Annotated in this window: 29 protein-coding genes and 1 riboswitch; of the genes, 16 read left to right on the forward strand and 13 right to left on the reverse strand. The window is 37.8% G+C overall.

The features are described 5' to 3' along the window. Nucleotides 1-77: 77 nt before the first annotated feature. Together MHH51_RS01120 and MHH51_RS01125 are read right to left on the reverse strand one after the other, a co-directional pair. Nucleotides 78-695 carry an HAD-IA family hydrolase gene (locus MHH51_RS01120; protein ID WP_339284046.1) on the reverse strand — a complete coding sequence of 206 codons (618 nt, stop codon included), beginning with the start codon at nt 693-695 and terminating at the stop codon, nt 78-80. A gap of 5 nt (nt 696-700) precedes the next feature. After that, nucleotides 701-1,120 (reverse strand): VOC family protein, encoded by a 420-nt coding sequence (locus MHH51_RS01125; RefSeq protein WP_147211495.1) that lies wholly within the window; start codon nt 1,118-1,120, stop codon nt 701-703. An 87-nt stretch (nt 1,121-1,207) separates the two neighbouring features. On the opposite strand from MHH51_RS01125, the gene MHH51_RS01130 reads away from it, so the two are divergent. Further along, a complete protein-coding gene (locus MHH51_RS01130) occupies nt 1,208-1,864 on the forward strand; it encodes an RNA polymerase sigma factor (protein WP_339284048.1) in 657 nt (218 codons plus the stop codon). A gap of 57 nt (nt 1,865-1,921) precedes the next feature. Next, on the forward strand, nt 1,922-2,602 hold the full coding sequence (locus MHH51_RS01135) for a GNAT family N-acetyltransferase (protein WP_156988034.1): 681 nt from the start codon (nt 1,922-1,924) through the stop codon (nt 2,600-2,602). Between the two features lie 78 nt (nt 2,603-2,680). On the opposite strand, the gene MHH51_RS01140 is transcribed toward MHH51_RS01135, so the two are convergent. From MHH51_RS01140 to MHH51_RS01150, 3 genes are read right to left on the reverse strand one after another with little or no spacing between them, the layout of a single operon-like run. Beyond that, nucleotides 2,681-3,586 (reverse strand): ATP-binding cassette domain-containing protein, encoded by a 906-nt coding sequence (locus tag MHH51_RS01140; RefSeq protein ID WP_339284049.1) that lies wholly within the window; start codon nt 3,584-3,586, stop codon nt 2,681-2,683. A 21-nt stretch (nt 3,587-3,607) separates the two neighbouring features. Beyond that, entirely contained in the window at nt 3,608-4,807 is a 1,200-nt protein-coding gene (locus MHH51_RS01145; protein ID WP_339284051.1) for an ABC transporter permease, read from the reverse strand. Next, complete coding sequence (locus tag MHH51_RS01150; RefSeq protein ID WP_339284053.1) at nt 4,804-5,955, reverse strand: hypothetical protein; 1,152 nt, start codon at nt 5,953-5,955, stop codon at nt 4,804-4,806. Before MHH51_RS01150 ends, MHH51_RS01145 begins: the two co-directional genes overlap by 4 nt. Before the next feature lie 413 nt (nt 5,956-6,368). Between MHH51_RS01150 and MHH51_RS01155 the strand changes: the two genes are divergently transcribed. The 6 genes from MHH51_RS01155 (at nt 6,369) to MHH51_RS01180 (ending at nt 12,408) form a co-directional block, all read left to right on the forward strand. Continuing rightward, nucleotides 6,369-8,249 carry a beta-glucoside-specific PTS transporter subunit IIABC gene (locus MHH51_RS01155; RefSeq protein ID WP_339284055.1) on the forward strand — a complete coding sequence of 627 codons (1,881 nt, stop codon included), beginning with the start codon at nt 6,369-6,371 and terminating at the stop codon, nt 8,247-8,249. 12 nt (nt 8,250-8,261) lie between these two features. Beyond that, the gene (locus MHH51_RS01160; protein WP_339284057.1) at nt 8,262-9,689 is read left to right on the forward strand and encodes a glycoside hydrolase family 1 protein; all 1,428 of its coding nucleotides are present in this window, start codon (nt 8,262-8,264) and stop codon (nt 9,687-9,689) included. Between the two features lie 26 nt (nt 9,690-9,715). Beyond that, entirely contained in the window at nt 9,716-10,552 is an 837-nt protein-coding gene (locus tag MHH51_RS01165) for a PRD domain-containing protein (RefSeq protein ID WP_339284059.1), read from the forward strand. Between the two features lie 220 nt (nt 10,553-10,772). Further along, nucleotides 10,773-11,225, forward strand: coding sequence for a MarR family transcriptional regulator (locus MHH51_RS01170; RefSeq protein WP_147211486.1), 453 nt, complete (start codon nt 10,773-10,775; stop codon nt 11,223-11,225). Between the two features lie 24 nt (nt 11,226-11,249). Beyond that, nucleotides 11,250-11,765, forward strand: coding sequence for a GNAT family N-acetyltransferase (locus tag MHH51_RS01175; RefSeq protein WP_339284061.1), 516 nt, complete (start codon nt 11,250-11,252; stop codon nt 11,763-11,765). A gap of 22 nt (nt 11,766-11,787) precedes the next feature. Further along, nucleotides 11,788-12,408, forward strand: coding sequence for an FMN-binding negative transcriptional regulator (locus MHH51_RS01180; RefSeq protein ID WP_339284063.1), 621 nt, complete (start codon nt 11,788-11,790; stop codon nt 12,406-12,408). 191 nt (nt 12,409-12,599) lie between these two features. Here MHH51_RS01180 and MHH51_RS01185 read toward each other — a convergent pair whose 3' ends face one another. The 6 genes from MHH51_RS01185 to MHH51_RS01210 form a co-directional block, all read right to left on the reverse strand. Then, a complete protein-coding gene (locus tag MHH51_RS01185) occupies nt 12,600-13,295 on the reverse strand; it encodes an FtsX-like permease family protein (protein ID WP_339284064.1) in 696 nt (231 codons plus the stop codon). Nucleotides 13,296-13,419: 124 nt separating this feature from the next. Next, nucleotides 13,420-14,202 (reverse strand): hypothetical protein, encoded by a 783-nt coding sequence (locus MHH51_RS01190; protein ID WP_339284065.1) that lies wholly within the window; start codon nt 14,200-14,202, stop codon nt 13,420-13,422. Beyond that, entirely contained in the window at nt 14,192-14,530 is a 339-nt protein-coding gene (locus MHH51_RS01195) for a PadR family transcriptional regulator (protein WP_042530912.1), read from the reverse strand. Before MHH51_RS01195 ends, MHH51_RS01190 begins: the two co-directional genes overlap by 11 nt. A 381-nt stretch (nt 14,531-14,911) precedes the next feature. Continuing rightward, entirely contained in the window at nt 14,912-15,379 is a 468-nt protein-coding gene (locus tag MHH51_RS01200; RefSeq protein WP_147211481.1) for an S-ribosylhomocysteine lyase, read from the reverse strand. Nucleotides 15,380-15,432: 53 nt separating this feature from the next. Continuing rightward, nucleotides 15,433-16,734, reverse strand: a complete 1,302-nt coding sequence (locus MHH51_RS01205) for a Na+/H+ antiporter NhaC family protein (protein ID WP_339284066.1) — start codon at nt 16,732-16,734, stop codon at nt 15,433-15,435. A gap of 52 nt (nt 16,735-16,786) precedes the next feature. Beyond that, nucleotides 16,787-17,551 carry an SDR family NAD(P)-dependent oxidoreductase gene (locus MHH51_RS01210; protein WP_339286227.1) on the reverse strand — a complete coding sequence of 255 codons (765 nt, stop codon included), beginning with the start codon at nt 17,549-17,551 and terminating at the stop codon, nt 16,787-16,789. A 99-nt stretch (nt 17,552-17,650) separates the two neighbouring features. Beyond that, a riboswitch (SAM riboswitch) is annotated at nt 17,651-17,752 on the reverse strand. Between the two features lie 242 nt (nt 17,753-17,994). Between MHH51_RS01210 and MHH51_RS01215 the strand changes: the two genes are divergently transcribed. Both MHH51_RS01215 and MHH51_RS01220 read left to right on the forward strand, forming a co-directional pair. Then, nucleotides 17,995-18,348 (forward strand): flagellar basal body rod protein, encoded by a 354-nt coding sequence (locus MHH51_RS01215; protein WP_339284068.1) that lies wholly within the window; start codon nt 17,995-17,997, stop codon nt 18,346-18,348. A gap of 24 nt (nt 18,349-18,372) precedes the next feature. After that, a complete protein-coding gene (locus tag MHH51_RS01220; protein ID WP_339284070.1) occupies nt 18,373-19,008 on the forward strand; it encodes a PspA/IM30 family protein in 636 nt (211 codons plus the stop codon). Between the two features lie 125 nt (nt 19,009-19,133). Here the strand turns inward: MHH51_RS01220 and MHH51_RS01225 are convergent, their stop codons facing one another. Further along, the gene (locus MHH51_RS01225) at nt 19,134-19,472 is read right to left on the reverse strand and encodes a DUF898 family protein (protein WP_339286229.1); all 339 of its coding nucleotides are present in this window, start codon (nt 19,470-19,472) and stop codon (nt 19,134-19,136) included. Nucleotides 19,473-19,612: 140 nt separating this feature from the next. Between MHH51_RS01225 and MHH51_RS01230 the strand changes: the two genes are divergently transcribed. Beyond that, complete coding sequence (locus MHH51_RS01230; RefSeq protein WP_339284072.1) at nt 19,613-20,545, forward strand: transposase; 933 nt, start codon at nt 19,613-19,615, stop codon at nt 20,543-20,545. A 64-nt stretch (nt 20,546-20,609) separates the two neighbouring features. Here MHH51_RS01230 and MHH51_RS01235 read toward each other — a convergent pair whose 3' ends face one another. Further along, a complete protein-coding gene (locus MHH51_RS01235; RefSeq protein WP_339284074.1) occupies nt 20,610-21,167 on the reverse strand; it encodes a TetR/AcrR family transcriptional regulator in 558 nt (185 codons plus the stop codon). Between the two features lie 196 nt (nt 21,168-21,363). Between MHH51_RS01235 and MHH51_RS01240 the strand changes: the two genes are divergently transcribed. The 5 genes from MHH51_RS01240 to MHH51_RS01260 all read left to right on the forward strand — a co-directional run bounded on the left by MHH51_RS01240 (nt 21,364) and on the right by MHH51_RS01260 (nt 25,784). Beyond that, nucleotides 21,364-21,855, forward strand: a complete 492-nt coding sequence (locus tag MHH51_RS01240) for a carboxymuconolactone decarboxylase family protein (RefSeq protein WP_339284076.1) — start codon at nt 21,364-21,366, stop codon at nt 21,853-21,855. 111 nt (nt 21,856-21,966) lie between these two features. Beyond that, nucleotides 21,967-22,773, forward strand: coding sequence for a VOC family protein (locus MHH51_RS01245; RefSeq protein ID WP_339284078.1), 807 nt, complete (start codon nt 21,967-21,969; stop codon nt 22,771-22,773). A 515-nt stretch (nt 22,774-23,288) separates the two neighbouring features. Further along, on the forward strand, nt 23,289-24,065 hold the full coding sequence (locus tag MHH51_RS01250; RefSeq protein ID WP_339284080.1) for an ABC transporter permease subunit: 777 nt from the start codon (nt 23,289-23,291) through the stop codon (nt 24,063-24,065). Between the two features lie 27 nt (nt 24,066-24,092). Next, nucleotides 24,093-24,788 carry an ABC transporter ATP-binding protein gene (locus MHH51_RS01255; RefSeq protein ID WP_339284082.1) on the forward strand — a complete coding sequence of 232 codons (696 nt, stop codon included), beginning with the start codon at nt 24,093-24,095 and terminating at the stop codon, nt 24,786-24,788. 3 nt (nt 24,789-24,791) lie between these two features. Further along, entirely contained in the window at nt 24,792-25,784 is a 993-nt protein-coding gene (locus tag MHH51_RS01260; RefSeq protein ID WP_339284084.1) for an aliphatic sulfonate ABC transporter substrate-binding protein, read from the forward strand. Nucleotides 25,785-25,825: the final 41 nt, after the last annotated feature.

The following is a 25,825-nucleotide window of genomic DNA, read 5'->3' on the forward strand; positions in this document are numbered from 1 at the left end:
TAAACTTGTGGAATGCCATATTTTATATCCAGCCTTAATCTGGACAGGCTTAATGGCTGGTATACCCAGTCCATTAACTACATAAAATTCACTAACTCTTTTAAATCCCTGATCATATAATCCCCAGATAAACTACTATCCGAATCGTCAGTTAAAATAATAGATTTAACTCCAGCATTTCGGGAACAATCAGCATCAATTTGCCGGTCCCCTACATAGAATACGGCATCTTTATTTAATTTGTATTTGTCGATAATATATTCTATCCCTTGCGCATGGGGTTTCCTTTCAAAGCCATATTCACTTGTGATAACCTCTTTGAAAAAATGGGTCAGATTGAGATTTTCAAGTACATGGGCAGTGGATTTTCCCTTGTGGGTGTAAATAAAGTTTTGAATATTATTTTCATATAAATAATCTAAAACATATGCTGCATGCGGTATACATTTTATTTCATCGGCTCTCTGATTATTAAGATTAGAAGCCATTGTTTTTAGTTGATTTTTATCATAAGCAGAGCTGTTAGCCATTAAATCAATAAATGCGTTAACGGATTTAGATTTAACATATTGATAGATTTCTTTTTGAGAGTATGAAAGATGACACTGATCAGCAACGATTGCCAAGTTATCTACAATAATTTCGTAAGAGTCAATGATTGTTCCATCTAAATCCCATATAAAGGTGTTTTTCATATTTTTTATTTCTCCTTCTCCTGCATTTCCCTGACATTATCCGAATGGAAAGGTGAACCTTCGACCTCATTCACCACACTAAATGGATTTCCATCTAAATCAAAAAAATCAAAGAATTTCATATCGCCAAAAAAATCTATTTCGGTAACTGCTGCTCCCTGACTTTTAAAGTGCCGGTGTGCAATCTCGATATCAGCCACCACAAAATTGTAGTAAGAATTTTTTTTATTTCTCTTCATATTAAATTCTGTGGGCTGCGGAATTTCTACTTTGACCAAGGCTAATTGTGTTGAACCAATAGGTAAATAAAATCCTGCTCCATCTTCCCAGCTGTCAATTTTCTTTGCTCCAAGATACTTCTCATACCATTCTGAAGATTTTTCAATATTAGTTACAGGGATAAAAATACTTCCAACTTTAAACATACATTATTCCTCCTTCTGATGAAATTCTTATGTATAACGTATATACTTATGTAAAAGTTACATCTAGTTTGAAAAAGGTGAAAAGAGATGATTTTTAAGGACTTAAAGCCTGAAATTAACAAGTTGTATAAATACTGTTTAAAATTATCAGCTTCCCCTTGGCGGGCGGAAGATCTGGTACAGGAAACAATGCTAAAGACTTTTCAGCTGAAAAAATTAGAACTTGAAAGAGAGTTTACATTCTCTTTTCTATGCACTGTAGCTAAAAACCTTTATATCGATGAACAAAGAAAAAATAGAAGAGAAAGCTATCTTAATGAGGATTTTCATGGTATCGAATATGATTTTATAGAATCCAGCAGTTTAATTGAAGCTTTACTTACTGCCTTACCTTTGAAGCAGGCTATGCTGATTACATTGAAGGATGTATTTGGGTATACCTCCAAAGAGATAGCAGCTATGTTAAGAGTAAGGGACGAATCGGTAAAAACAGCGCTTCACCGCTCCAGAAAAAAACTGAAATTAAACGCAGATATCGAGATGATTCAAAGCGTCTCTCTTCCAGATGATAAAATCATTCCTGCGTTATCTAAAGCAATAGCAGGGTCCCAGCCGATGCAAATATTCTTTTATTACCGGCAACTGGAGGCGCAGAATTTTCAAGTAAGAAGAACAGGTGCCGGACGTGCTGTATTTCACGTTATTGATCCTGATGGAAATATATTGGAATTACTTTCTTCATAAAATAATAGAATGAAGGGCCTCGTATGAGGGTGGGGGTTTTCATGCAGGAGGAGTTTTATGAATTCTGATAAGGAATTAATGAATCACCATATAAATGTATTATTTAAACATGATAGTAAAGATAGAATAACTGTTGTGAATGAACCACCATATGATCCCGCCCCAAAGGTTTTTATCGGGACCACCAAGGAAGGTTCTGTCGTAAAGTATGCAGACACATTGCCTGTTTCTTTTATAATAGAATTGGAAAAGATTTTGCAAAAAAGCTCTAGTATTGATCTGGCAGAAATCATCAAAATCTTTCAGCAGGGATATGAATTAAACCAGCTGTGGACTGGCCCGGCATACGTATTCCCTGATAAAATCAACAAATCATCTTATCCGCAAATTGTACAGATAACACATGAAAATAAAGATATCTTAAAATCACAATTTCCGTATACCTTCGAGGATTTCGAGTGTAAGCAGCCTTGTTTTGTAATAATGGAGGGTAACGTTATAGCCTCTATTTGCTGCAGTGCGAGACAAAGTGTAAAGGCAGATGAGGCCAGTCTATTTACAAAAGAAGCTTATCGCAGTAAAGGCTATGGAGCAGCTGTAACAAAAGCGTGGGCTCAGGAAGTGCAGAGGCAGGGCCGTATGGCATTATACAGTACATCATGGGATAATCTGGCATCTCAATCTGTGGCAGGCAGGCTGAATCTTTATTTATATGGAACGGATATTCATATAAGCTGATAATAGGCTTCTATACAAATACAAGCACAATGCCTCATCACGGACACTTTGATAAGACATTGATCTATAGCCCCATACCTAACTACTATAATACAAGCTGTAACGATCCAAAAGATCCAGCGGACCGATTTCCATTTTAAGCTGTACATTGTTTTTTAAATGCTCTTGAAGCTGTAAATTCCGCTCTTTTGAAAACTGATGGACATCCATAATAACGCGCTCATTCGCAAGCTCTTTATAATCTAAATCCGGTATAAAAGCCTTTATCTCTTCTATGACCTTCCCATTTTCTCTTGAACTGAATTTTAGAAACACAGCATCATCTGGAGCTTTTTCCCGGTAATCTCTTGTATAGATGAATTCGCCGCCTTTTAGAAAGAGAATACGATCTGCATATTTCTCAAGGTTTTCTAAAAGGTGAGAGGCAATAATAATAATTTTTCCTTCTTTCTTTTTTTCCTCCAGCAGCTTGGAAATAAGCTCTACATTATCGGGATCAAGTCCATTCATCACTTCGTCCATTAACATATAAGGCGTATTGGCTACAATCAGCATAGCAAAGCACAGCCTCTGCCGCATCCCTAAGGAATATTGGTAGGTTTTATCTTTAATGTAATGAGACATGTTCAACCTCTGTATGACCTGGCCTGGATCAATGGAGGAGTGGTGCCACATTTGACGGTAAATATTTAAATGATCAACACCATTCAAATGGTTATACAAATCACTTTGATCAGGCATCATTGTAATCAGCGAGTGGATATAAGCTTCTTTTTTCTTATTAGCATACCGATAGCTTTCCTTGAAGGTTACCTCTCCCTTTGTCGGTGTAACGTAATTCATTAATACATTAAGAAGAGTAGATTTACCGGTTCCATTAGGCGCAACCAGCCCTATTATTTCACCGGGCTGAAATGTGGTGGTAATCCCGTTCAGTACTTTTTTATCTCCAAATTGTACAACAATATTATTTAATTGAATCATTGTATACCTCCTAGCTTTTCATCAAATTGCTAATCTTTTAATTCTGCTTATAAACCAGATAAGTAAAATGATAAGCAGAGCTGCAGCAAGAAGCACGAGCTGTCCTTTTATTATGGTTACAGAATCTATTGCCAGGATATACTGTCTGTAGCCGCTGACGATATTCCCTATTTGTATATAGGAGGTCGGCAGATAGCTTAACCAGGCATCAATAATTGCTCCTCTTTGATAATAAGTTGCTTCAATAAAGAAAATGATACCGATGGTCAGGTTAATAAACTCATTTTTCAAGACAATACTCATCAATAATACAAGACTGATAATAATCGTAAACCACAGTAACATCATGACAAAGCTTTGTACTAAAAATAAACCCATGGATATGCTTTCGTATGTTCCCAGGTTTAAAAATTCAAAGTGATATCTCACCACCGGGAGAGACAGTGTTCCAAATCCTTCCCGGAAACCGATAATCAGAAATGAAGGAATTAAAACGACAAGTGATGTGAGACTGCCTAATAAGGCCACCACTCCTTTTAGCATCAGCCGTTTAAAGGGCGTGAGCGGAAATCCATTTACAATACTCAGATGATGCCTGTCCTTCATCACAATATCGGTACTTAAAAACAGACATACGATCAGAATAATATAAGGGAGACTGGACGCTAGGAGTCTCTGAAGCGTTTGAAGTGCTGTACGTTCTTCAAAAATCTGTATACTCACATCATAGGATGCATTTGCATACTCTCTGTATCTCTCAGCAGAAGACAGATAGGCATAATGTCCATCTGAATGGGAAAATCGATTTCCATACGTATAATAACCTGTAGTATAACGTAAGAAAGAGTCCTGACCAGATGGATAAATAATCTCATCAGAATACGAATACCAATGTTGTGTTGCTTCAGCATAGGTGTGTAAGTCTCCTGTTGCTAAAGCATCTAAGCGTGCTCCATCATATTCATTCCATTCTGGGAAAATCTGATAGGCGAATACCGTTAATGGGTGGGATCCTTCCCGGATTACAACATTATCAAGGAATTCTTGCCGGTCTTCATATCTTGCTTCGATTTCGTTTTTATTAATAGATTCAATCGGCTGATAATTCGGTGCCAGATAAAGTGCATAGTAAAGACTAGCCAATAATAATAAGATAAATAATATGATATTTTTCCGGTTGCTGAAAAAAACTTTCAACTCCCAATGGACATATCCAGTCATGACATCCTCCCTCCTTTATCATCCTTCAATCGGCTCTCCTTCGTTTGGCTCCGGTGAAACTGCCAATAGATGAAGAGAAATATAACGAGAAGGCTGAGGAGCAAAGTAAGAAATCCATTGGATAATGTGATTGCTGCATTACCTGTTATTTCTGCAACGCTTCCATCAGCGACAGTTTGGAAATTAAGATAATTAAAAGGTAAAAAACTCATCCATTTTCCCAAAGCTGGCAGCAGATACACGATAAAAAAGACAAAAAAGTGCACAAAGATAATGATATACAGGTTTTTAAAGCAGTAATTTAATAAAATAGAAATGGCGATTGCCACAAGTGACAAGCATAATAAATAAAGGAAGGCGATACCTATATATTGCCAGACAGGTATTGCTGGATAATTCCCGTTAAATAAGGCTACAGGATAACTTAAATCCATATTGTAAATTATAGCAGCTGAAGTGATAGCAATGGTGAAGGTCAAAACTAAACAGAAAAAAATAAATAGAAAATAGCTTAATAGCTTTGCAAATAGTTTAGAAGCAGTAGAGAGAGGATAACCATTTACAAGAGATTTGTGATTTGTTTCATCCAACAGGATATCAGATGAGAATATGCCAACTAATAAGTACCAGCCATATCCTAGCGCAAATAGAAACAGGATAATATAAGTCGGGAAGTTAGAATTATCAACAAGCAGCCTTTCTTCCTGAGTCTGAATTTCTGTGAAAAGTGCAGCATCCAGCTGGTTTTGCCGATAGGCAGGGATAAATTGGGCAACCTCCTCAAAACCGTCCAGAGCATAAGCCTCATTCCGTACTTCTGTGAGGTCAATGGCACCTCGTATGTATGTGTCTTCATCTTCCATCACTAATCCCAGCGTTCTGTTAGCCAGATTACTCGATTGACTAATCAGATTTTGATAGAGCGGAGATGCTACATCAGAATCGGTTGCATCTACATTTCTAAACTGGTCTAAAGCGGAATTTAATGCAACAACTTCTGCAGCAGTACCTGGTTCAAGCTCTCTAAATTGACTGTTTTCCAAGTAAACGAAGGAACCGATGATGAAAAGAATTAAAATGAAAATAATAGATTTGAATTTCAGGTTCTTCCGTTCAACTAGAAAAATGGTCTTCATTAACCTGAACATGTCTATCCCCCTTTATCAACAATATGTGTCAGAAAAGTTCTAATTTTCCACATCTGTTTTATTGTAACATAAAAATGTAAGCGTTATTTTATCTTAGGGAGATTTAATGTATTATTAGAGCATATTAGGAGGTTTTTAGGAGTTTTAACCGAACACAGAGAATAAAACCGTAAGAAAATAGTTATATTGTTAATAAAGAAATTTAAACTATTGCATTATAATTTCCTATGTGATATGCTAATTTTCAGTTATATAACTAAATATTACACGGATTATGATGGCGTGTTACTGATAATGCAGGCAAAACCAGAATAATTTATACTTTATCTCTTTTAGGGATAGGTGTAAGTTGTTTTGGTATTTTTTTTGCCTTTTATAAGTAATACAGGCATCTTATAAAGGAGCAAAGGAAGATGAACTACAAACAATTAGGTAAGGAAGTATTGGCCCGTGTTGGCGGTAGAGATAATGTAGCTATGCTTACACATTGTGCAACAAGGCTTCGATTTGAATTTCATGATTATTCTAAAGTGGAAAAAGAGCAAATCGAAAAGCTGCCGGGTGTTATTTCTGTAGTAAATAAAGGAGGACAATTTCAAATTATTGTGGGCAATGAAGTGCAGCAAGTTTATCGTGCCATTCACGAAGAAATTGGCCCAGAGGGAGGTCAAAAAAATAATTCCAACAATAATAAAGAAAAGAAAAGTGTTATTTCCCGTTTGATTAGTGTTATTTCGACTACCTTCACCCCTTTTATTCCAGCTATTATTGGTGCGGGTATGATTAAAGCAGTTTTAGCAATATTGGTATTAGTTGGGCTGTTGACAGAGGAAAGCCAAACTTTCTTCATATTGAATACGGTTGCAGATGCGGCTTTCTTCTTTATGCCTGTATTACTGGCCTACGGTGCTTCTATTAAGTTTGGAACGTCACCAATTCTTTCAATGACGATTGCTGGAGTCTTGCTTCACCCGAATTGGGCAGGCGTACTGGAGGCTGGTGATACACTTCACTTTATTGGTGTACCAGTTCAATTAACAGATTATGCAGGATCTGTATTACCTATTATTATCACTGTATGGATTATGTCTTATGTGGAACGCTTTGCAGAATGGGTATCACCTTCCATTATCAAATTCTTTTTGAAGCCGATGTTAATTATGTTGATTACAGCTCCGCTAGCGCTTGTAGTCATTGGCCCAATTGGAACCTATTTAAATGATTTAGTAGCATTTGGAGCTGATACTATTAACAGTCATGCCAGCTGGCTAATTCCAATGTTAATGGGAACATTACAGCCGTTCCTGCTTATTACTGGAACTGCCTGGGCTATGACACCAATTGCTACAACACAGCTATCCAATAATGGCTACGAAACGATGAATGGACCTGGTATGCTTGCATCTAATATTGCACAGGGGGCGGCTACATTAGCGGTTGCTGTTAAATCAAAAAACAGAGAACTTAAACAGATGGCAGGCTCAGCTGGTTTTACCGCTCTAGTAGGTATTACAGAACCTTCTCTGTATGGGGTTACTCTAAAATTGAAAAAACCATTAATTGCTGCCATGATTGGTGGGGGATGTGCAGGGATATATGCAGGTCTTTCCGGGCTTGTACGCTACGCATTTGTTTCACCCGGGCTAGCAGGGATCCCAGCATTTATTGGTGAAAATCCAATGAATATCGTTCATGCTTTAATGACGATTGTTATTGCTTTTGTCGTTGCTTTTGCAGTTACTTGGATTCTTGGATTTGAGGATCCAGTTGATGAAACAATTACGACAGAAGTAAGTGAAACGAAAGAAAATCAAAAGGAAATAAATAAAGTAATTGCTACAACACAAACTTCTATCGCCAGCCCACTTTCCGGGATCGTAGTACCTTTGGAAGAGGTTAATGATGATGTGTTTTCAAGTGGATTGCTTGGAAAAGGTACAGCGATTGTTCCTGATCAGAATGAGGTAAGGGCTCCATTTTCAGGTGAGGTTGTTACACTGCTTCCTTCTAAACACGCAATAGGATTAAAGCGTGATGACGGCTTGGAATTACTAATCCATATCGGCATTGATACCGTTAATCTTAATGGAGAATTCTTTACTGTACATGTACAACAAGGTGATCGTATTGAGACTGGAGATTTGTTAGTTAACTTTGACCGTGAGGCAATTAAAGATAAAGGTTATGATATAGTTACACCTATTATTATTACGAATCCTGATGAATTTCAGGACATGACAGTTGTTTCAGTGGAACAAATTGGTTATGGCCAAAAGCTTTTAGATAAGAAGTAAGGAGGATTTAATATGTTATATAATGAATTAAAGCCTTTCCCAAAGGATTTCCTTTGGGGGGCTTCTACTTCAGCCTATCAGGTAGAAGGAGCTTCTGAGGAAGATGGGAAAGGAAAATCTGTCATCGATATGATGGATCATCCGGAAGATACTGCTGGATTTACTGTTGCGAGTGATCATTACCATCGATTTAAAGAGGATATTCGGCTTTTTCATGAATTAGGGCTGAAGGGATACCGCTTTTCCATTGCATGGACTCGTATTTTTCCTGAAGGAACAGGAGAAATAAATGAAAAAGGCTTACAGCATTATGAGGAATTAATAGACGAACTGATAAAGTATGGGATAGAACCAATTGTTACTCTTTATCATTTCGATTTGCCATATGCATTGGAAGAAAAAGGCGGCTGGGGAAATCGTGAGGTTATTGATGCTTTTGTAGAGTATGCAAGGATATTATTTAATCGATTTGGAAAAAAAGTTAATTATTGGCTTACCATTAATGAACAAAACACATTGATTCTGCATCCAGGTGCAGTTGGGGTACCAAAAGGCGGAAAACTTCCAACGAAAACTTCTTTATATCAACAAAACCATCATATGCTGATGGCTCAAGGAAAAGTAATGGAATTATGCCATGAGATGTGTCCACATGCACAGATTGGTCCAGCACTGAATATGACCTCGATGTACCAGGCTACAAGTAAACCGGAGGATGCTATTGCAGCGCACAATTGGGAAACAATTCGCGGCTGGAGCTTCCTTGACCTGGCAGTGCATGGAAAATACAATAATTTGTTGTGGAGTTATTTGGAAAATAGAGGTTGGCAGCCAGAGATTCTTGAAGGAGATTTAGAAGCTATTGGCAAGGGACATCCTGATTTTATTGCAATAAATTATTATTCCACTGCCACTATTTCTGAAAGTACGGGGGACGCCAGTGACGTAAGCCCGAGAGCTGGAGATCAGCAAATTATGCTTGGAGAACCAGGTGTATACCGAGCAGAGGAAAACCCTTATGTAGATAAAACTAAATATGGATGGGTAATCGATCCTGTGGGGTTACGGCTTACCCTGCGTAAAGTATATGAAAGATATAATTTACCGATAATGATTACCGAAAATGGCATTGGTGCGCCGGATGTACTCAATGATGATGGTTCAGTGCGCGATGATTATCGGATTGATTTTATCCAGGCACATCTGAAACAAATTCAATGGGCGTTAACAGACGGTGTAGAAGTGTTTGGATATTTCCCATGGGCAGCATTGGATGTAGTCAGTACGCATCAAGGCTATGCTAAACGATATGGTTTTATTTATGTAAATAGAGGAGAATTCGATGTGAAGGATTTGAAACGCATCAAGAAAGACAGCTTTTATTGGTATCAAAAGGTGATTGAGTCCAACGGCAAGGACGGATTAGATAAGAATAATTAAACTTCACAAGTATAGTTGGTGATCTGATGAAGGTGGACAAAGTATTGAATAACAACCTTGTGTTTTCTAAGAATGAAGAAGACCATATTGTTATTGTGATGGGGAGAGGACTGGGCTTTAAATACAAAAAAGGTGACCTTATTGATGAGGAAACCATTGAAAAGGTTTTTGTCCCTAATGATCAACATGCAAGGCAAGAATATGTGCGTATATTAGAGAGTGCTCCGAAACAGCATTTTGAAGCAATTAATGATGCTTTAGGTCATCTGAAAGATCATTGGAAAGGTGAACTGGATGATCGTTATTTTCTTATATTATTTGACCATATTGCATTTGCCATTGAACGCGCAGAAAAAGGACTGGTCTTCCAGAACAAACTTTTAAATGAGGTTCGTAATCATTATCCTGAAGAGTTTGAAGCAGCACTTACGGTGGTTAAAGAGATTAACAGCAGATTGGCTGTCCGTTTGCCGGAGGAAGAAGCGGGAAATATCGCTTTTCACCTTGTAAATGCTAAAACTAAAGATCAAAATTTTGAAAAGACGATGTTACGGATGAAGATGGTAAAGGATATGCTGAACTTAATTCAATATAAGTTAAATATCCAGCTGGACATTCATTCTATGCGCTACAACCGATTTGTCACACATCTTGAATACTTCATCCAGCGTATATTAGAGAATAAACAGCTAGATAATAAAGATCTTTTCTTATATGAGCAATTTATAGAAAAATATCCAGAAGAGTATAAAGCTACGCAAGCGATTGCTGAATATAGTAAGAATGTAGCTGGGTATGAGGTCACTGATGAAGAAAAACTTTATTTTATGATACATTTAGCACGTTTTACCAATCAACAGTAGAAATAAAGAAACAGAAACGGATATTTTAAGCCGGTTCTGTTTTTTTGTCGTCAATATGAATACTGATTTTGCGAAAAAAATTTAGAAATTGCTGTGTGATGAAGGGCTTTTGGATTTTTGGAACTTTCCAGACAATAAAAAATCTGTTGTTTATTTTTGTTGTACTTACAACAAAAATAAATTAAAATTTATATATAATAAAAAGGGCGGGGGTGAAAGAATGGCAGAAATCCTGCGCGAAATAGGGATGATTGCGAGAGCACTTGACTCTATCAGCAATATCGAATTTAAAGAATATGATCTTACAAAAGGCCAATATCTATATTTGGTCCGTATCTGTGAAAACCCGGGTATTATTCAAGAAAAGCTTGCTGAAATGATAAAAGTAGACAGAACCACAGCTGCACGAGCTATCAAAAAGCTGGAGGAAAACAATTTTATTCAAAAGACAGCTGATGCAGATAACAGAAAGATAAAGAGGCTGCTGCCAACGGAAAAAGGAGAGTACATCTACCCAATGATTAAAAAGGAAAATGATTACTCCAATCAGGTAGCCTTAAAAGGGCTGACAGAAAAAGAAGCAGAAAAGCTTGTATATTTACTTGAAAAGGTCCGGAAAAATATTGAGGTGGACTGGGAGTTTGTGAAGAAAGGAAATAAGCGGCAGTATTAAATGGAACGAAGGGAAGACAAAAACATGGTGATAAAGATAGAAGCTTGCAATCAAAACGATTTGCAAATGCTGCAAGAAATCAGTATAGAAACATTTATGGAAACATTTCAAGAGCAGAATACACCGGAGAATATGCAAGCTTATTTGGAAAGTGCATATACATTGGGTAGGCTCCGAAAGGAAATGATGAAGGAAAATTCATTTTTCTTTTTCATTTACTATAATAACCAGCTGGCTGGATATATGAAGGTGAATACAGATGACGCCCAGTCAGAGGAAATGGACGCGGATGCGCTTGAAATAGAACGAATTTATATTCGAGGCGGCTTTCAGCGGAAGGGATTGGGAAAATGTTTGATGAACAAAGCAATTGAAATAGCAGAGAATAAAAAGAAGCAGAAAGTATGGCTGGGTGTTTGGGAATATAATGAGCAGGCACTGGTCTTTTACAGGAAAAATGGTTTTGTACAGACCGGATCGCATTCCTTTTTTATGGGGGATGATGAGCAGACAGATTATATTATGACGAAAACACTGTAGATATCCATAAAGGAGAGTAGCTATGTATATACCGAAGTGTTTTAAAGTCACGGATACGAAAGAAATTTGGGAATTTGTCAAGCAGTATTCCTTTGCAACACTGGTTACGACAGAGAATAATGCACCTGTTGCAACACATCTGCCGGTAACAATAACCAGAAAAGATGATGATTATATCATTACAGGCCATGTAGCCTACGCAAACCCGCAATGGAAAACATTGGAGAATGTAGAGAATGCACTGGTGATATTTCAAGGACTGCATGCGTATATTTCCCCGACCTGGTATTCGCATGAAGATGTTCCAACCTGGAATTATCAGGCTGTCCATATGTATGGAGTTCCACGAATACTGGAGAAGGATGAACTTAGGGAGTCGCTAAAAATTCTTTCAGATAAGTATGAAAAGCATAGAGACCCTTCTTTTTCAGTAGAGAAGTTTACACCCAAGCTGTTAGAGGCACAGCTGAAAGCAATTGTGGGATTTGAAGTTAGAGTGACAGAAGTTCAGGCGGCCTACAAATTAAGTCAAAATCGAAAAGAAGCTGATTATAAAAGTGTTATGAATCATTTGCAGGAGGAAGGGGACCCTGATTCCCGTCAAGTCGCAGAGCAGATGAAAAAGAATATGCCATTGCCATGAGATAGCAGTTCAAATTATGAGAGGAAAGAGGTTGGATGAAGCCATTTTTAAATTTATGAATTATTGAAACTGGACAGTATTAATACTATCGCTGGAAGGTAGAGCAGTTCGCTCCACTATATATTAATTTGTCCGGTTTCAATCCATTTGAATGCGCTGTATACCTTTGATATAAATTCTCTAATAATGAATCAACTGTCTTCTGTGTTTTCAAGAGGGTGTCTGCTCATTTTGTACCCTTGCAGTATAAAACATATAAGTGTTAGCACAAGCAGTGCACCTACAGGATACAAAACGGCAGTACTATCAATGAATGTACTGGAACCTGGATCAATTACAAACCCAAGCAGCTTCGTAAAGAAAATACCAAAAGTTAAGCCGAATACTACCCCATAACAAACAAAGATGAATGCCTGCCAAACAATAACGCACATCATACCGTTCTGTGTTAAGCCTGATAGACGTGTAATCCGGTAGCTGGTTTGCTGCGTTAATATGTCGTTCATCAGTGTTTGCAAGATGCCGAATGCTGCACTTGCGATTAAAATAATCAATGTTCCGATAACCAGGACATATCGCTGCTGAAACATCTGGTCACCTTCTTTTAGCTCTGCTGTTTTTGTAGTGAAATGTAATGCAGGTATTTTACTGATAATGGGCTGCAAAACGTCCACATCGTCGGTATCAACAAAAATTTCACTTACATTCAAAACATCGGCTATTTCTTCGGACCAATCGACAACAATACTGTTAAATGGAAATAAGGATGATTCATTAGAAATTGCACTGACAATAAGTGGATCATAGCCTGAGTAATTATAAAGATCAGTTATTGGCAGCTCGTCTCCCACTTTAATATGATGCTCTTCTGCAAAGCTTTCTTCCACAATTGCCCCCAGTTAAGGGATATTGCTTATCTTGATGGGAAAGATTTGTTGCGCGTATATCTGTATCAATGATTTTATCAGGTAATTGAAGGCTGAAGCTTGCAATTCCACATTTAACTATTGTTTAATGAGAGATTTTTTTATCCTCTTTTTTAGATGTATACATTAGAATTCCCATTACAGTAATATTAACGGCAATAAGTATAATACCGGAAATGATTAAATAGGATTCACCTTCTAGAATGCTGCCACCAGTAGAGATTTTACCAATAATCTCAGGCACACTTGGCAGACACATTAAGAATATAAATATTGCCAAAAACCATTGCTTCAAGATAAGCGTGACAATAATGAAAATACTTAAGAGAATAGCTCCGATAATAAGGTTTACAATAAAATTGCTCTCTGCAAGCACAATCCCTGGATGATTTCGGATAATAAATTGTCCGCCGACCAGAGCAGCCATGTAAGGAGCATAAAATAAAAACAGTCCGATGTAGGTTTTTTTACTGTCTCCATATTTTTGAACGATTTTTTTTAAGGAAATGATAGTAGCCGCTGTTCCGATAATCATCACTGCAAGGTTATACAGGATAACACTTGTATTTAATTCAAAGTCACCGCTGATTAGGTCAGGAATGATAAATACCCCCAGCAAATAGACAAGTAATAAAATACTATATTTAATAAAACCTTTGTTTTGCGGAAGTTCTTCGGAAATAGACCGGATATACGCCTTCACAGAATTCCCGGTAATACTTTCTACACTTTGCCCATTTGCTTCCGCTTCTATTAAATGATCTCGCAGTTCTTCTTCAATTTCTTGAATATCTTTTTCTCTTTTACCGCGGCTTATTAACTCTAAACGTAAATTCAGCAAAAATTTTTCTGCTTCTTTACTTAGCATCCTCCACACTCCTCATCAAGTTATTCATCCCTTTATTCAGATAGGACCATTTATTTCGAAAGACGGCTAATTCTTCCAAGCCTTTATCTGTGATTGTGTAGTATTTTCGTTTTGGCCCGCCTGTATCGGATTTTTTCAGTTCGGTTTGGACATATCCTTTTTTACTTAAGCGCAGAAGTACAGGATAAATACTTCCGTCACTGATTTCCGGGAAATCCCGTTCTTTTAACTTCTCTAAAATTTCATATCCATACGTTTCACCTTGAGAAATTAGTCCTAAAATTGCTCCATCTAATAATCCCTTCATCATCTGATCAGATACTGACATGTCGTACCTCCTTGACTATCTTGTAATATACTATAGTTGATTAAAAGGTAATTGTCAACTATCTTATATAAAAAGATAGTTTAGTTTTTTCTTTTACTTTAGGGATAGGTAAAGACGATAATAATGGTGTAATTCAAAGTAGCTGAAATTTTTATTTATAGATTTGAAGTGAAGGGGAAATAATAAATCCATTTACATAAGAAAAACCAAGAAAATCACTTGTTCTTTAAAACACTGGTGTTCTTGCCAAGGAGATGTCCGCTACGGGAAGCGTAGTGTATTTCTGGAGCGGCTATCTCCAGCATTTTTTATACTTTCTTACTCTTTAAAAAAAAAGAAACCCGGGCATGCCCGGATTTCCTTTTAACAATTTACTTCAATTTATTCTGCAAATACCTTATGCCATTCTGCTTTATGTTCCAGTAATTCTTTTGCTAATTCTTTGGCACCTTCTAAGCTGTGGCTCGCAGCCCAGCCGCATTGAACTTCATTACATGCGGGAACTTCTTCAGCATTTAATACATCTTCTAATGTTTTTTCTACTGTTTCCAGAAGTCCATCATAGTTGTCATCGTTTAAAATAGTTAAATAGAATCCAGTTTGGCAGCCCATTGGACTAAAATCTACTACCGTATCATGATGGTTTCTAATTAATTCAGCCATTAGATGCTCCAGTGAATGAAGTGCAGGCATATCCATATGTCCTTTATTCGGCTGTTTTAAACGCAGGTCATACTTATAGATAACATCTCCATTTGCACCTTTTGTTGTTCCAGCCAAACGGATATAGGGTGCTGCCACTTTTGTGTGATCCAGATTAAAACTTTCTACATTCATTGCTTTTACCATAATTGATACGCTCCTTCTTTTTTCTTTAGTTTAACATGTTATTCTTTATTTTTTTAGTTTCCAGCTTTTTTAAATTTGGGAAAGCCTATTAATATAGCAATGATACCACAAATTCCTAATGTCATTGGGTAAATAGAATAAGGTATGATGCTTACTGGTGAAATAGCTGCAAGACCGGCAGCCGCCAGCATTTGCCCTCCATAAGGAACGAGCCCTTGCCAGCAGCTTGAAAAGATATCCAGCAGACTGGCAGACTTTCGCGGGTCAACATTATATTCATCGGCAATATTTTTTGCTAGTGGTCCAGTCATAATAATCGAAATGGTATTGTTTGCTGTTGCGATGTCGGCGGCACTTACTAACCCGGCAATACCAAATTCCGCTCCTTTTTTCGTTCTTATTCTGCTGGTTACAGTATTGAGCAGCCACTGAATACCACCATTATATTGGATGATGCCAATCATTCCGCCAATGAAAATAGCAACTAGTGCAATATCCTGCATGTTTAAGACCCCTTGAGAAACGGCTTGGATAAGTCCCGTTCCGGTAAAAGAACCATTGAGCAATCCAATAATACCGGCTAGAATAGTTCCTCCGAATAGAACAATGAGTACATTGATTCCGATAAGCGCACAAACTAATACAGCAATATAAGGCAAAACTTGAATAAATTCATAAGGATATTCACCAGTTAATTCAACGGAGCTCCCACGAGTGATAAACCAAAGAATAATAGATGTAACTATTGCTCCCGGTAAAATAATAAAAAAGTTTGTCTTAAATTTATCACTCATTTTTGTATGCTGTGTCCGTACAGCAGCGATGGTTGTATCTGAAATCATAGATAAATTGTCTCCGAACATTGCTCCACTGATTACTGTCCCCATTGCTAGTGCCAGTGGAATGCCGGTTTGCTCAGCAATACCTATGCCGATAGGGGTAAGTGCAGCAACAGTTCCCATAGAAGTCCCCATGGAAAGAGAGATAAAACAACCGACAATAAACAGGCCGACCATCAAATAATTACTTGGAATGAACGACAGTCCCATATTAACTGTTGATTCAACGGCACCCATTTCTGAAGCGGTCTGGGCAAATGCCCCAGCCAAAATAAAAATAACTACCATTAACATGATATTTGGATGTCCTGCACCTTTGGTGAATATCTCCAGCTTTGCAGTAAGTTTTTCTTTTCGATTCATTGCTAGTGCCGCAGCTGATGCAATAATGATAGCAACATTAATTGGCATGTTGGAAAAGTCGCCTGTGATTAATCCAGTGCCAATAAATAAAAGTACAAAAATAAGTAATGGTAAAAGCGCCAATAAGCTTCCTTTATTTTCTTGATTACCCATTGAAATCCTCCTGATTTTTTATCTGTTTAAGATAATGGAATATAAAAAACGATTAGTTCATGGTCATACCGCCGGTAACATTTACTCCTTGCCCTGTCATATAATCCGAATAAGTGGATGCCAAAAAGATAACAACATTTGCAATATCCTGTGGAACCCCTGTTCTTCCTAAAGGGACCTGAGAATTATCCTCGAGTTCAATTGCCTCCGCATTAACTTTTCGAAGCTCACAGCCAATCGTTCTTTCTGTCCTCTTCATATCTGTTTCAACGATACCTGGGCAGACGGCGTTCACATTGATTTTATCCTTAGCCAGCTCTAGAGCAGCAACCTTGGTCATACCAAGAACAGCATGCTTTGAAGCGACATAGCTCCCCATAAGCCGGTATCCGTTTTTGCCGGCCTGTGAAGAAATATTGATAATTTTTCCGCCTTCTCCCTGCTGTTTAAGGGCATTAGCCGCCGCCTGCATACAGAGGTAGACTCCTTTTGCATTAACATCCATTGTTTTATCCCAATCATTTTCCTTTATATCAACAAAATAATCCATTGTAGAAATTCCAGCATTATTTACTAAGATATCTAATCTGCCAAAATGATCTGTCACATGCTTGACCATATTGTCTACCTGATCACTTTTTGATACATCGGTGGCAATATATAAAACATTAGCTGCTGCATTTGCAGGCGCATCTATTTTGTCAGCTACAGCAACCTTTGCCCCGCAATCCAGAAGTGCCTCTACAATTGCCTTGCCAATTCCGTTAGCTCCACCAGTTACAATCGCAACCTTACCTGTTAAATCCATTGTGTACATCACGAACATTCCTTCCCTTCATTGCTGGAATAAAAAGCAAAACAAAAACCCCTTCTTAAATCAAAAGAAGAGGTAAAAATGAAATAAATTATTTTTCTCTTCCTATCTCTAAGCTTTGATGCTACTGGAATTGGCACAGTACTAATATAGTCCGCTGCCGAGGCTTCGAAGGGCCAGTCCCTCCACCTCTCTAGATAAGAAATTATATACTTATAGAATATGAATTTTGTAATTAATAGTAATAAGATACAAGAAATAAATTTGAAAGTCAATATTTGTTGTGGAATTACCTTTCCAATTTTGTTCTTTTCGAATATCCTGTTTAACTGTAGTTTAGAAGCAAATAGACCTTAAGGCTTAGACAAAGATATTTCTCAGGCTCATTACGGGGAAGTGCCAAAACCGATAAGATAAAGATACGATAACGAAAGGGGAAAAACAAAATGAAAAAATTCATGTTGTTTGTCGGAGGACTGATCGCGGTGCTTGTCCTTCTAGCAAATTTAGGCCCAATGGTATTACTGGCATTAAGCGTATGGCTACTATATATATGCTTTAAAAAATTTATGAGCACAGATTCAACTGCTGCAAAAGTAGGTTGGGCGATACTCGGATTAGTTGTAGTGAGCATTACATTCTCTAATATTTATGCTGTTTTAGGTGTTGCAGCAGCATATGCGCTTTACCTTATCTATAAAAATTGGAACACGCCGGAAAGCTCTGTTGTCCACGAAATAAAAGAAGATGATGACCCATTTACGAATTTTGAAAAACAGTGGGCGGAGTTAAACAAATAAAAATCATAAAAGGAGAGATTGATTATGTCAACAAATATTTTCACTCGAATGAAGGATACGATTTCAGCAGATTTACACACAATGATGGATAGAAAGGAGCAAAAGAATCCAATTGCTGCGCTTAATCATTATTTACGCCAAAGTGAACAGGAAAAAGAAAAAGTAAGAAAGCTGATTGACCGCCAATTTAAATTAAAAGAAGAGTTTACACGTGAGTATATGAAAGCACAGGAACTTGCGGATAAACGCTTAAATCAAGCACAAATCGCAGATCGTGCTCAGGAAGAGGAAATGCATGAATTTGCTCTAAAAGAGCATGAAGAATATCAAAACCGTGCAGATCGTATGAAAGCATCCAGAGAAGTAGCTATTACTGAGCTTGAAAACCTGGAGCAGAAATACGAAGAGATGAAGCACCGCTTAAAGGATATGCACCTGCGCCGTATGGAACTGATGGGACGTGAAAATATCGCAAAAGCGAATCATCAAATTAATCGGGTAGCGGAAGAGTCACCAGAAAAACCATTCTCTAAGTTTGCAGAAATGGAGCAGTATATTGAAAACCTGGAGTACAAAGTAAACAGCTCATACTATCGAAGCACGTTTGACAACAAAATTGCAGCAATTGAGAAGAATTTAGATGAAAAGGAAACAAACTAGAGCGCATAGACAGAAGCGAAAAAATTAAAAAGTGTTCTTAGCAGCTCAAACAGCACTCCCCTCATTGCCAATTGGTAATGAGGGGAGTGCCTATTTTGAAAACCAAAATAATTGCAGTATAAAAATTAATTAATAAAATTAGTATGGCGTACTTTCCAATCTTCCAGTTTAATAAACACCCAGAATCCATAGATACCTAATGTGATAATCGTTAAAAGCCACCATTTGATCCAGTTGCCGAAAAGGCCAACAGCTGAACCTGAAAAATGCATCCGTTTGCCATCAACAACTGTATGATTTATTCTCCAACCATAAATCATTGTAATTGACCACGGATAACAAATTCCTAGGGTAAAGACCGTCACTAATGTCCCAAGAATAACCCAGCCAATGAATTGAAGTAATCCGCCATCAAAGAAGCTGGTTCTTCCTTTAAATGTTTCTACTCTCTCATTCTCCACTATTAACTCCCTGCTCTCTATGTAAATGATGCTGTATATTCTACCAGAAAATAGAAGGGAAATCGATACTTAATTGTATTGTAGTAGGTTTTTCGTGGGAATATTGGTAACATAAAGACAATTCAAACAAAGGAAGTGTGCCATTGTTTACAACGCCCATCATTTTAGAAGAAAAAACAGACTACATGAAGCATGACCGGCTGACGAAAAAGCTGATACAAGAGTTTTTTGAGGAGTTCATCGAAGGCTTTTTCCCCGAACTTTACCCCTATATTGATTTCTCCAAGGTGACATTCCTTGAACAAGAAGTATACTTGGACTACATCAATGGCCGCAGGAAGGAAATAGATATTCTCGCTGAAGTAAAGCTGAATCACCAGGACAAAATCCTCCATATTCACACCGAAGCACAGTCAATTCATGAAGATGATTTCCCCGAAAGAATGTATCTCTATTTTTCTTACCTCTACGCCAAACACCGCAAACCGATTCAACCCATCGCCGTTTTGAGTTATACTAGAGAAAAAGAAGAACCAACTCAATTCCAAATTAATACACCTACACAAAACGTACTTCAATTTAATTTTTTACAATTACATTTAACCAAGAAAAACTGGAAGGAATATATTCAATCAGACAACCCGGCGGTGGCAGCGTTACTCAGTCAAATGGGCTATGAAGAGCATGAACGTGCTCAGGTAAAGCTAGGATTTCTGCGCATGATTACCCGAATGAAAATAAATCCAGCCAAAACAACATTTTTATATGGATTTTTTGAGACTTATTTGAAGCTAAATAAAGAGGAGGAAGCGCAAATGATGGAGAAAATCGAAAACTTGCCGGAAGAGGAAAAAGAAATGGTACTTCATCTTCCTAATTCATATTTTGAGAAGGGGTTGGAAGAAGGAAAACAAGAAGGAAAGCGGGAAGGGATAGCAGAAGGCAGGAAAGAAGGTATACAAAAACGGAATCAGGAAGTAGCGTTGAAAATGATTGCAAGAGGAATGCCGATCAATGAGATAGCAGAAATCACAGAGCTGAGCAAAGAGGAAATTAAAAATCTTGCTGATAAATAGACGGGTATAGCTGAGCTAAAAAGTGAGCGACTCTAATAAGGAGTAATGCTCGCTTTTTCTTTTCTTATCTAAAAAAGTTAAACCGGCTAATTTCTTCAAAAGCTTTTAGCAGATCTTCATAAGAGTGTGCAAAGTCACTATCCACCCATTTCATCAGAATATTCCACATTCCGCCCGCATTAAAAGCTAAAGCAAACTCCATATACGCTTCATTCATGGAGTAGGAAAATTTGTCTTTAGTCAGTCTATGGATAGAGGGTAAATGCTTATTAAAAGCCTTCAATAGCAAGCCGTCTAAATCATTTTTTCTAATCATCCGGATAAAGTCTATATGCTCTATCCAAAATGCGATAAAAATTTTGGATACTTTTCCCATATCCATGTTTTCTCCAGCTTCCAGTCTCCGCAGATACTCCTGAGCTAAGGAATCAAGGTATCGTTCCAGTAAAGCTTGTTTGGAATCGAAATGACGATAAAAGGTACTCCGGTCTAAATCTGCTTTTTCAGCAATTTCCTTAATGGAGATTTTATGATACGGTTTTTCTTCCAAAAGGAACAAAAGCGCCTCCACCAGCCATTCCTGGGACCTGATGGCAGAGGGGTTGTTACTTGGATGCGTCATTTTGGCTCACTCCTCTTTGTAAATCCAACAATGAAAGGTGGTTTGTAGGACTTATCGAGATTGTATTGCTAATTCGCTACCGCTAGTATACGATAACCTTAAAAATGCAACAAATGTTGCACTTATTCTAGGTGAAAGAAGCAGATTTTCAAGGAGACAGGATGATTTTACAAATATCTAAAAAAGGAGAATGGGTATGGCAAAACTGATCAATAAAGGTATTGTAAAAGCAGCGGGAATGATGAAAATGGATAATCGCATAAACTATTTTAAAGTGGACCCAGCAGCGTTGGAGACCATTATGGAGGCTGAGAAATATGTGCGGAAAACCTCTATTGACAGGAAACTGAAGGAGCTTATTAAAATCAGAGTCTCACAAATTAATGGATGCTCTTATTGCCTGAATATGCATACGAAGGGAGCCAAAAAGTTAAAGGTGTCTGATGAAAAGATAGATATATTGAAGAATTGGAAAAAAGCAAAGATCTTTACAAAAGAGGAAAAGGCGGCATTTACATTGGCCGAAAATATGACACTGGTTTCGGAAAACGGCGTCAGTGATGAACTATATGAACAGGTGAGAGAACACTACAGTGAGAAAGAATATGTGGAATTGGTGATGGTTATTATTCAAATTAATACGTGGAACAGGCTGTCCATTGCAATGGGGAATCATGCTGAGATATAGAGATGAATACAGCATATAGTGCAATGAGCAATATCATGAAGAAGTTCAGTAATGATATTTCAATTTATCACCTGTTTCGTATACAATAAAATGTAAAAAGGAGGAAGACAAATGCATTTTCAGTTTGACCACCTTGTTCATTTTGTCGATAGTCCGGAAGAAGCCAGAGATGAGTTGAAGGAGCTTGGCCTCCATGCTGTTGATGGCGGAAAGCATGATAATGGCGGAACATACAATGCGCTCAGTTATTTTGATTTAAGCTATATCGAGCTGATTGGAGTGTTTGATAAGCATTTAGCTGATCAGCCTGCTGAAAAATACAGCCTGGGGTATACCTTTCAAAAAGATAATTATGCATCAGGTTTATCACGAATTGCATTAAGGTCCCGCAATCTTGAGAAGGAAGCTGAACGATTGAAATCACTTGGTCTGGAGGTAATTGGTCCTGTTCCTCTTGGCAGAAAAAGACCCGACGGCAGTATGATAAGCTGGAAGCTGCTATTTGCCGGGGATCCGGAGGAAGAGCTGGCCTTGCCATTCTTTATTGAGTGGGAAGAAGCAGACGAAGAACGCAGGCAAGGCTTAAAAGAACAAGGAACGATTTTCGTTCATAAAAGGGGAGCTCTTTCGCTGGCATCTGTCGGAATTGCTGTGAAAGAGGCGAAATCTATAATAGAAAAATGGTCAGCTTATTTAAATTTGGAGCAGGGAGAATCCTTTATCGATGAAGCTTTATGTGCAACAGGATACCTTTTAAAGCTGAAAGGCGGAGATATTATATTTTATGAACCCAATGGAGTGGGAATGGTTGCTGATACATTGAAGCGGAGAGGAGAGAAACCTTTTCTTGTCAATTTTTCAGGAGGAAGCACTCAAGAACAATTTGAAGTAAAGAATGCTTTGTACCGATTTATTTAAATTGCTGCTCAGCTGGCTTAATCTAATATACAGATTAATGTGTTTAACGAAGTATAACCTCTCATATTCTGGGGTTATTTTTTTTGGAACGGAGAGTGTGAGGATTTGATTTCTAATTTAATTATATAAACAAAAAATTTTTTGATTAGTCTTAAATCAGGTACGGCTTACTGTCTTTTGGCTATTGAAAAGGATCTGTTACATAATATTTTAGCATTTTCTTATCTGAAATATGGTACAGTAATATAAATGGTATTTCTAAGAAAAATTAATGTTTACAATTCCTAGAGGTAAAGTTATAATTGAGTCGTTATTCATTATATAAACAGATTTTATAGTTTCTAAAGTATACATACATAGAAAGGATGTACTCTAATTTTTCAGGATTTTAACTGGATTTGAAAAATCTGTTTCCATTTTTTTATGAGTCAAAATGAAACAGAGACAGCGAAGAATAGATGTGGGATGGGGAAGCTTGTTGAAGAGAATAGGATACATATAAGGGGGCGCGATCAGTGAAAAAGAATCAATGGTATAATAACCAGATATTTCCTTGGCTATTACCGATTGTTATTGTGATTTTATGGCAGGTGCTTGGCCAGCTTAATCTTATTAAATCCACTATGCTGCCGACGCCATTTGAAGTTGTTGAAGCGGGAATCCGCTTATTTCAAACAGGAGAGCTTCAAGAGAATGTGTACATTAGTACAAAGCGTGCTGTAATTGGCTTTGCAATAGGTGGTGCAATAGGTTTTCTGCTCGGTTTATTTAATGGAACGATTCTATTTTTTGAAAAATTGACAGATACATCTATTCAAATGATACGGACTATTCCGCATTTAGCGCTTATTCCGCTAGTAATTTTATGGTTTGGAATTGGAGAGAGTGCTAAAATATTTCTTGTTGCGGCTGGGGTTATGTTTCCCATCTATATCAATACGTTTAGCGGTATCAAAAATGTAGATCGTAAATTAATTGAGATGGGAAAAGTATATGGTATGTCGAAATGGCAATTGTTCACCAATATCATTTTGCCTGGTGCGATGCCCAATATTCTGGTCGGGATTCGCTATGCGCTCGGAGTAACATGGATTTCTTTAATTGTGGCGGAAACCATTGGCGCTGAAGGAGGAATAGGATATATGGCGACAACAGCCCGTGAATTTATGCAGATGGATGTTGTTGTGCTGACGATTGTGCTTTATGCGATTTTAGGAAAGCTGTCCGACTTTATTGCGAAACTCTGTGAACAGCGTTTGCTGAAATGGAACCCAGCTTACCGGAAGAATTAACTGACAGGGACAGTTTGGAGGGGTTAGATGTTTGGTATTGAGTTACAAAGTGTAGGGAAAAGTTTTGGTAATAACGTGGTTCTGAGAGACATTAATTTATCCATACCCAAACGAAGTTTCACAGCGATAGTAGGAAAAAGCGGCTGCGGGAAAAGTACATTGTTAAGAGTGATTGCCGGATTAGAAAATGTGACAAGCGGTTCTTTAGCTTATACGGGTGAAGAAGCAAAGAAATCAAATATACGTATTATGTTTCAGGACGACCGTCTTCTCCCCTGGAAAAGTATTTTAAAGAATGTCGCTATTGGCGGCGTGGGTATGAAGGAAGCAGAAGAAGCATTAGAAAAAGTAGGATTAGACGGTAAAAAAGATGCCTGGCCGGATGAATTATCCGGCGGACAGAAGCAGCGTGTAGCCCTTGCAAGAGCGTTAGCCAGTAAACCCGATGTTTTATTATTTGATGAACCCTTGGGGGCGCTGGATGCGTTAACACGGATGGAGATGCAGCATTTAATTGAAGGACTGTGGCAGGAACAAAAATTCACTTCTATTTTGGTGACACATGATGTATCCGAGGCAGTACACTTAGCGGATCGTGTTATTGTGCTGGATGAGGGCGGCATTCAAATGGATAAGCAGATAGATTTACCGAGGCAGCGGGAACGGGATGAAAAGTTTACAAGCTATGAAAAAAATATACTGGATAAAATCGTAGGGGGATAAAGAATGAAGAAATTACTCTTTGCACTTATTATATTTAGTTTAGCAGCTGTAACGGCAGCTTGTGGCAATGATCCGGCTTCAGATGCGGCTGAAGATGTTGAGACGATTCGGTTAGGTTATCAAAAAGGGAATACAATGAATCTGTTAAAAGCGCGTGGAACCTTAGATGAAGCACTAAATGAAGCCGGATACAATGTGGAATGGAGAGAATTTTCGATGGGAGCACCGCTTATCGAAGCATTAAATACAAATAATATTGATTTTGGTCATTCTTCAGATGTACATAGTGTTCTCATGCAATCCGGAGGGCATAATGTTAATTATGTGGCCTCTGAGTCACCTTACCCAGAAGGTGTTGCATTATTGGCACGGGAAGGCTCTGACATTGAAACGTTAGAAGATTTAAAAGGGAAAGTAGTCGGTGTAACCAATGGCGGGAATCAGCACTATCTTCTATTAGAATCCTTAAAGCAGGCCGGCATCGGCTGGGACGAAGTAGATATGAAGTTTTATAAGGATGCATCAGAAGGTTTAATTGCATTTTCAAATGATGAATTTGATGTTTTTGGAATCTGGGATCCATTCTATGCGATTGTAGAGGATCAAAATGAAACACATATGATTCTTGATGGAACAGACTTAATCGAAAATCGTACTTTCTATTTAGCAAGAGATAATTTTGCTGAAGAACAGCCAGAAGCACTTACCATCATTTTAGAGGAATTAGAAAATATGGATCAGTGGGCAAATGAAGAAAAAAGAGAAGCAGCTGAAATATTGGCAGATGAGTTAGGATTAGAGCCTGAACCGCTGGAGGTTGCGAATGAACGCCGTCATTTCGGTGTGCAAAGGATGACAGAAGAGGTTATTGCGAATCAGCAGCAGCTGGCAGATACATTTTATGAAGCCGGATTGATTGATAATGAAATCAGTGTGCAGGAAGCGGTAGATGCATATGGTTTAGATGAATCTGTTTTTCCTGATAATATTGAATAGTTTAGAGAAATAAAAAAGAGGCTGTCAGGGCCTCTTTTTCA

Source organism: Oceanobacillus sp. FSL K6-3682, assembly GCF_037976165.1.
GTDB classification, from domain to species: domain Bacteria; phylum Bacillota; class Bacilli; order Bacillales; family Amphibacillaceae; genus Oceanobacillus; species Oceanobacillus sojae.